Annotated in this window: 6 protein-coding genes; 3 read left to right on the top strand and 3 right to left on the bottom strand. The window is 73.1% G+C overall.

The window, feature by feature from the left end; genetic code table 11:
* Window positions 1-9: 9 nt before the first annotated feature.
* Window positions 10-903: an endonuclease/exonuclease/phosphatase family protein gene (locus tag ACFULQ_RS47870; protein WP_383557792.1), complete on the bottom strand. Its 894-nt coding sequence runs from the start codon at window positions 901-903 to the stop codon at window positions 10-12.
* Between the two features lie 191 nt (window positions 904-1094).
* On the opposite strand from ACFULQ_RS47870, the gene ACFULQ_RS47865 reads away from it, so the two are divergent.
* Window positions 1095-2399: a DUF6986 family protein gene (locus tag ACFULQ_RS47865; RefSeq protein WP_383557790.1), complete on the top strand. Its 1305-nt coding sequence runs from the start codon at window positions 1095-1097 to the stop codon at window positions 2397-2399.
* 105 nt (window positions 2400-2504) lie between these two features.
* A complete protein-coding gene (locus ACFULQ_RS47860; protein WP_383557787.1) occupies window positions 2505-4457 on the top strand; it encodes a protein kinase in 1953 nt (650 codons plus the stop codon).
* On the opposite strand, the gene ACFULQ_RS47855 is transcribed toward ACFULQ_RS47860, so the two are convergent.
* Together ACFULQ_RS47855 and ACFULQ_RS47850 are read right to left on the bottom strand one after the other, a co-directional pair.
* A complete protein-coding gene (locus ACFULQ_RS47855) occupies window positions 4403-5140 on the bottom strand; it encodes a hypothetical protein (protein ID WP_383557797.1) in 738 nt (245 codons plus the stop codon). The genes ACFULQ_RS47860 and ACFULQ_RS47855 overlap by 55 nt on opposite strands.
* Window positions 5141-5498: 358 nt before the next feature.
* Entirely contained in the window at window positions 5499-6548 is a 1050-nt protein-coding gene (locus ACFULQ_RS47850) for a LacI family DNA-binding transcriptional regulator (RefSeq protein WP_383557794.1), read from the bottom strand.
* 216 nt (window positions 6549-6764) lie between these two features.
* Here ACFULQ_RS47850 and ACFULQ_RS47845 point away from each other — a divergent pair, with 216 nt between their 5' ends.
* Window positions 6765-7715, top strand: coding sequence for an ROK family protein (locus tag ACFULQ_RS47845; RefSeq protein ID WP_383557785.1), 951 nt, complete (start codon window positions 6765-6767; stop codon window positions 7713-7715).
* The last annotated feature ends 72 nt before the right edge of the window (window positions 7716-7787 follow it).

Below are 7787 nucleotides of genomic sequence, written 5' to 3'. Positions count from 1 at the left end.
GGCCTCGCCTCATCCCAGGGTCACGGTCGCCTGCACCGGCAGATGGTCGCTGGGGAACTGCCCGTTCAGGGCGAAGGTGTTGATGGCGGCCCGGTGGACGGTGATGCCGGGCGTGGTGAGGATCCAGTCGATGCGGTCGCCGTCGGGGGTCAGGGGTTTGTAGCCGTGGAAGGTGGCGTACTGCCTGCCGCGTTCGGCCGCCGCGTCCCAGGTGTCGACCAGCCCGGTGGCGAGCAGGATGTCGTACGCCCGGTTGTCGTGGGCGGTGGCGTTGAAGTCACCGGTCACGACGACCGGCAGGGACCGGTCGAACTCCGCGATCCGCTCGCCGAGGAACTGTGCGGACCGCTCGCGCGCGTACTGGCCCACGTGGTCGAAGTGGGTGTTGAGGACGTAGAACTCACGGTCGTCGGCGGTCAGGTCGCGGAAGCGGACCCAGGTGACGATCCGCGGGAGCGCGCCGCCCCAGGTGTTGGAGCCGATCACCCTCGGCGTGTCGGAGAGCCAGAGCGTGTCGTGCTCGACGGGGGCCAGCCGCCGGTTGTCGTAGAAGACCGCCGTGGACTCGTCGTGGCTGCCGCCCTCGCGGCCGGTGCCGATCCAGTCGTAGTGCGGCCCGAGGTCGGCGTGGATGTCGAGCAGTTGCCCGTAGAGGCCTTCCTGGGTGCCGAGCAGCGTGGGGGCCTCCCGGCGTAACAGGCGGCGCATCACCGGGCGGCGGGTCGCCCAGCTGTTGGGTTCGGTGGTGCCGGCGTAGCGCAGGTTGAACGTCATGAGATCGAGTCGGCGGTTGGACGGTTTGGCGGCGGAGGCCGGCAGCGTGCCCATCAGCGGCACGGTGACGGCGGCGGCCACGGCGGTTCTGAGCCCCATACGACGCGTCATTCTGTGGGTGTCCGGCATGTGAGTTCCCTCCCGACGGACCAGGATGATTGTTCGAACCGGAGTGCGGTAGACGGCGTAGGGGTTCTCGGCATCCCGGATGAACGCGGTGGCTCATGCTGTGGACGGGGTGTTGACCGTCGGGAAGCTTCACGGATAACTTCGTTCTACGGATTGTTGATTCCGTAGAGCGGAAAACTGGAGGGTACGGGATGGGTCAGGGCCAGCAGGAGCAGGTGGCGACGAGCCTCGCGGGCGCGGTCAGCGAGGAGATCAGCGCCTCCCTCGCGCCGGTCGACGCCGAACTGGAGCGCCGCTACCCCGGAGACCCCGGCACCCGTCAGCCCGTGCACACCGTCTACGTCCCCGGTGACGTCTTCGCCGCCGACACCGTCCGCTCCTGGGGCGACAAGGCCCTCGCCGCCCTGGACGAACACGCCCCGGACGCCGCGTCCTTCGCCGCCGTCCTCGGGCTGTCCGACGAACTCGCCGAGCCCGTGTACACGCGCGTGCGCGCCAAGCTGGAGCAGGAGCCGATCGAGGACCTGCGGGTCGACTTCGAGGACGGCTACGGCCCGCGCCCGGACGCTGAGGAGGACGAGACGGCGGCCCGCGCGGCCCGCCTGATCGCCGAGGCGTACGAGAACGGCACAGCGGCGCCGTACATGGGCATCCGCATGAAGTGCATGGAGGCGGCCGTCCGGGACCGCGGCATCCGGACCCTCGACGTCTTCCTCACCGGCCTGATGGCGGCCGGCGGACTGCCCGAGGGGCTGGTGCTGACGCTGCCGAAGGTGACCTACGCCGAGCAGGTCACCGCGTTCACCCGGCTCCTGGAGGCCTTCGAGAAGGCGCACGGACTGGACGCCGGCCGGCTCGGCTTCGAGATCCAGATCGAGACCAGCCAGTCCATCCTCGCCACCGACGGCACCGCCACCGTCGCCCGCATGATCCAGGCCGCCGAGGGTCGCGCCACCGGCCTGCACTACGGCACCTTCGACTACAGCGCCTGCCTCGGCGTCTCCGCGGCCCACCAGGCCAGCGACCACCCCGCCGCCGACCACGCCAAGGCGGTCATGCAGGTCGCCGCCGCGGGCACCGGCGTACGGGTCTCGGACGGCTCCACCAATGTGCTGCCCGTCGGCCCCACCGCCAAGGTCCACGACGCCTGGCGGCTGCACTACGGCCTCACCCGCCGGGCCCTGGGGCGCGCCTACTACCAGGGCTGGGACATGCACCCCGGCCACATCCCGACCCGGTACGCGGCCGTGTTCGCCTTCTACCGCGAGGGCTTCGAACAGGCCGCGGGGCGGCTCGCCCGGTACGCGGGCAGGGTCGGCGGTGACGTCATGGACGAGCCCGCCACCGCGAAGGCGCTCAGCGGTTATCTGCTGCGCGGACTGGACTGCGGTGCCCTCGACATCGCGGAGGTGGCCCGGCTGACCGGTCTGACCCGGGCCGACCTGGAGGGGTACGCGGCCCCGCGACGCGGCGACCTGACGGCCTCCGCCCAGTAGCCGCACGTCGCGGACCTGTCACAGTCGCAACCTCGCACTGGTGTTGTCACCCCTGCCCCGTAGGCTGTACCGCACGCATTGACGTGTCACAGGAACGGGGCAGCGGTGTCTTCGGGGGAGACCAACGGAAAGGGCCAGGACGACGTCGGTCGGCTGCTGGCCGGGCGTTACCGGGTCGTGGGCCGGCTCGGCCGCGGCGGCATGGGCGTGGTCTGGCGGGCGGTCGACGAGGTGCTCGGCCGCGAGGTCGCGGTCAAGGAACTGCGCACCTACCACGACGCCGACGGGCCCGAACTCGCGGATTTGCGGCTGCGGATGCAGCGCGAGGCCCGCGCGGCGGCCCGGGTCCGGCATCCCGGGGTCGTCGCGGTGCACGACGTGGGCGAGGTCGACGGACGCCCGCTGATCGTCATGGAGCTGGTCGAGGGGCCCTCCCTCGACCAGGTGCTGCGCAAGCGCGGGCCGCTCGACCCGCGGGAGGCGGCCGGCATCGGCGCCAAGGTCATGGACGCGCTCGCCGCTGCCCACCGGGTGGGCGTCCTGCACCGGGACGTCAAGCCCGGCAACATCCTGCTCGACCACTCCGGCCGGGTCCTGCTGACCGACTTCGGCATCGCCACCATGGAGGACCCGGGCGACGGCGCCGCCACCAGCCTCACCCGCACCGGCCACCTCGTCGGCTCCCTGGACTACATGGCGCCCGAGCGCGCCCAGGGCGCGGATCCGGGTGCGCCCTCCGACGTGTGGGCCCTCGGTGCCACGCTCTACGCGGCCGTCGAGGGAGCCGCGCCGTTCCGCCGCACCTCGACGTTCTCCACGCTCACCGCGATCGTCGGTGAGCCGCTGCCCGAGCCGCAGCGCGCCGGGCCCCTCGCACCCGTCCTGCAACGCCTGCTCGACAAGCGGCCCGAGGCGCGGCCGGGGGCCGAGGAGGCCCGCGCACTGCTCCAGGCGGTGGCGGACACACCGGGGACGGACAGCGCGACGACGGCTCTGCGCGGTCCGGACGCGCAGGCGACGCGGGTGCGGACGGAGCCGGGCGGTCAGGCGTTGCCGCCGGGTTTTCGGACGGGAGGACCGGCGGGGGCGGTTGCGGGAGCGGAGTCGCAGTCTGCGGAGGGGGCGGGGGCCGCGCCCGGTGGTCAGGCGGCCGATCCCACGGTGGTGGCCGGGCAGGGTGTTGTGCCTCCGGCCGCGCCGGGGTCCGGGGCCGCTGGGCACGGTCATGCTCCGGGCGCCGGGCTTCCCGTAGCTCAGGGCGGGGCTCCGGCACCGGCCGCGCCATCCGTGCACGGCGGTGCTCCGGGACCGGCCGTGCGGCCCGCGCAGGGACTCGGGTCGCAGGTCTCCCAGGAGCAGCGCCCGACCACGTCCGTGGCCGCCTCGGACTCGCCCCGCCGCAGAGGGCGGGCGCTGCTCGCCGCCGTGGCCGTCACCGTCGTGCTCGCGACGGCCGGCACGACCGCTGCGCTGCTGAACGGCTCGGGTGACGCCGACGCCGACGCCCGGCCGATCGGGTCCGGTACGAGCACGCCGGCTTCCTCCACCCCGTCCGGCCGTACCGACGCCGACCGCACCGGCAGCCCCAAGCCCGCGGACGAGGGCGGGAGGAAGACGCCGAGCGCGAAGGCGACCTCCGGCGACAAGGGCGGTCCCGAACCCACGAGCAGCCCCTCCGCGTCGGCCACGTCGAGCACGGGCGGTGGCACCTCGGGGAAGGGCGACTCGGGCGGCGGCTCCGGCGACTCGTCCGGCGGCGCCCCCAGCACCCCCGCGCCGGCCTGCACGGCCATCGGCGGCGGCAAGTACAACTGCACGGTCTGGAAGACCGCCAAGTCCTACACGGCCTCCGGCGCCGAGGCCGGCGTCCTCTACGCGGGCACCAACTATTTCTTCTGCCAGTCGAACCTGGGGCGCCGCGAGACGTCGGGGGAGTGGACCAACGTGTGGTGGGCCAAGACGGACGACGACAGCGGCAACACCGGTGTCTGGGTCAGCGCCGTCTACGTCAGGGGCGGCGGCAACGACGAGCCGGTGCCGGGACTCCCGGTCTGCTGAACCCCGAGATACCGCTCCAGGCCGGACTCCGTCACGCGCTTCTCGTCGGCGAAGAACCGGGTGCCGGCCTCGCACCGCTTCCGGTCGGCCCGGGCCCGGGCCACGAACTCCTCGGGCGTGACCCCGAACAGCTCTCTCAACCGGGGTGATCCCACGAGGAGTTCGGTGAGCAGGTCCCGCTGGCCGGGGTGGGTGCGGGGGGTGCCGGTGCCGTCGTGCAGGACGCCGTGGCGGTTGACGTACGAGTGCACACCGGGCAGCGTCACGCCGTCCTCCAGCTCGACCCGCACCTCGGGCGCGGGCAGCCAGGCACGGCCGTAGTTGCCGTTCCTCAGCGGCACGCCCTCGCTGGCGTCGACGACCGCGAGCTGCTCCTCGTCCAGCCAGATGACGAACAACTCCCTTGTGGAGTCCGGGGCGTGGAAGGGGGACGCGGAGACGTATCCCATACGGCTCACATGTGCGGACACCCCGACGCCGACCCCGGTCACCCGCGCCTTCACCATCGGCACCGGGGAGACGATCCCGAACTCGGCCATCTTGTGCCGCAGTTGTCCGGGGCTGGCGTTGGAGCCGATCGCGAGGACGGGTGCGCGGTCCTCGTGCACCAACCGGTCGAGCGGGAGCAGCCGGTCCCCCTGGAGCAGCGCGGAGCCCGCGGGCCAGGCACCGGGATAGAGCAGCGGGTGATCACGTGGAGCCTGGTCGAGCCCCAGCGACTCCAGCGTGGGAGCGCTCGCGTGGCACGGTGTCGCCGCGCGGACCCACGCCGGGCGGTCCGGCGGGCCGTGTGGTGCCTCAAGCGCAAAGCCACCCGACTCCCCGGCCCCGGCTGGGCGCCCCGACCCGTGACCGTCCAGCCTGGGCCCCGACCCGTGACCGTCCAGCCTGGGCTCCGACCCGTGACCGTCCAACCTGGGCTCCGACCCGTGACCGTCCAACCTGGGCTCCGACCTGGAGCCGTCCAGCCGCGGCTCCGCCCTGTAGTCGTCCAGCCTCGTCACCTCAGCCACTCGACGATTCTCCCAGCTCCCCGTCCTCTCAGTCCGCCGGAGGCAACTCGCCCGAGCCCCGTGTGATCAACCGGGTCGGCAGTTCGATGCGTTCCGGGGTCAGGAGGGTGCCGTCGAGCTGGCGGAAGAGGCGTTCCGCCGCCGTACGGCCCAGGGTCGCCGCGTCCTGGGCGACGACCGTGACGCCCGGCTGGAGGAGGTCGGCGAGCTCGATGTCGTCGAAGCCGACGAAGGCGACCCGCCGGGTGTGCTCGGCGAGGACCCGGACCACGGTGACCGTCACGCGGTTGTTGCCGGCGAAGATCGCGGTGACGGGGGAGGGCCCGGAGAGCATCTCCTCGGCCGCCCTGCGCACCCGCTCGGGGTCGGTGACACCGAGAGACGTCCACGCGTCCTCGACCGCTATACCGGCGTCCTCCATCGCGGCCCGGTACCCGCGCAGCCGCTCGGCGGCCGTGTGGATGCGGGGCATGTCGCCGATGAACCCGATCCGCCGGTGGCCGTGGGCGATGAGGTGGGCCACCCCGTCGCGGGCGCCGCCGAAGTTGTCGGAGAGGACCACGTCGGCGTCGATCCGGCCCGCCGGACGGTCCACGAACACCGTCGCGACGCCCGCCTTCAGCTCCGGCTCCAGATACCGGTGGTCGTCCCCGGCCGGGATCACCACGAGACCGTCCACCCGCCGCGCGCACAGCGCCAGCACCAACTCCTGCTCCCGCTCCGGGTCCTCCGCGCTGGAACCGTTGATGAGCAGCGCCCCGTTGGCCCGGGCGACCTCCTCCACCGCACGGCTCAGCGGACCGTAGAACGGGTCGGCGAGGTCCTCCAGGACCAGGCCGATGCTGGCGGTACGGCCCTTGCGCAGCACCCGCGCGCTGTCGTTGCGGCGGAAGCCGAGCGCCTCGATGGCCTCCCGGACCCGGTGTTCCGTCTCCGGGGTGACCCCCGCTTCGCCGTTGACCACGCGGGAGACCGTCTTGAGCCCCACGCCGGCCCGTGCGGCCACGTCCTTCATGGTCGGGCGGTTGCCGTACCGGGTGGCGGAGAGGCGGTCTGCACGGCTGTGGGTGTCGGGCACGATGGCGGCGTCCTGTCCTGTCGTCGGAGCTCGTGGCAAGGTCATGGCAAAAAGATGTGGCGGCCCATGATTTTGTATGAGGATGTGGCGTCGAGCATAGAGCCTGGACAACGTTGTCAGATGCGGGAGACACTGTCCACCGCAATCTGCTGGCCTGCGCCCCCACCGCGAGACCGGCCTGTCCATTCCTCAAGGTGACGGGGAGAACTGACACTGATGCACACCGACCTCGTGGCTGCGCTCGACATCGGCGGCACCAAGATCGCCGGAGCGCTGGTGGACGGCCACGGCCGGATCCTGCTCCGCGCCCAGCGCGCCACGCCCGCGCAGGAGGACGGCGAGACCGTCATGCGGGCCGTGGAGGAGACCCTCGGCGAGCTGACCGGCTCGCCGCTGTGGGGGCGCGCCACTGCTCTCGGCATCGGCAGCGCGGGCCCGGTGGACGCCTCCACCGGCACGGTCAGCCCGGTCAACGTGCCCGGCTGGCGCGACTACCCGCTGGTCAGGCGGGTCCAGGAGGCGGCCGGCGGGCTTCCCGTCGAGCTGATCGGCGACGGTGTGGCGATCACGGCCGCTGAGCACTGGCAGGGCGCGGCCCGCGGCCATGACAACGCGCTGTGCATGGTCGTGTCGACCGGAGTCGGGGGCGGTCTGGTGCTGAACGGCCAGCTGCACGCCGGCCCCACCGGCAACGCCGGTCACATCGGGCACATCAGCGTCGACCTGGACGGGGACCGGTGCCCGTGCGGGGCCCGCGGCTGCGTGGAGCGCATCGCCAGTGGCCCCAACATCGCCCGGCGCGCGCTGGAGAACGGCTGGCGGCCCGGCCCGGACGGCGACACCTCCGCCGCCGCGGTGGCCGAGGCGGCCCGGGCCGGTGACCCGGTCGCCGTGGCCTCCTTCGCGCGGGCGGCCCAGGCGCTGGCCGCCGGCATCGCCGCCACCGCCACCCTCGTCGAGATCGACATCGCCGTGATCGGCGGCGGTGTGGGCAAGGCGGGCGACGTCCTGTTCGAGCCGCTGCGCAAGGCGCTCGGCGACTACGCCACCCTCTCCTTCGTCCAGCGACTGACGATCGTGCCCGCGCAGATGGGCACGGACGCGGGCCTGGTCGGGGCGGCCGCGGCGGCCCTCGCCCGGCAGTCGGACACGCCGGCGGCCGTCTGACGCCCTGGGCGACTGTGGGAAGCCGACGGCGTCGGCAGAAACGTGCACCGGCGGCCGTCCGATGCCCCGGCC

The sequence above is a fragment of the Streptomyces sp. NPDC057253 genome (genome assembly GCF_042669125.1).
In the GTDB taxonomy this organism is placed as follows: Bacteria; Actinomycetota; Actinomycetes; order Streptomycetales; family Streptomycetaceae; genus Streptomyces.
This window is presented reverse-complemented; position numbering and strand designations above follow the sequence as displayed.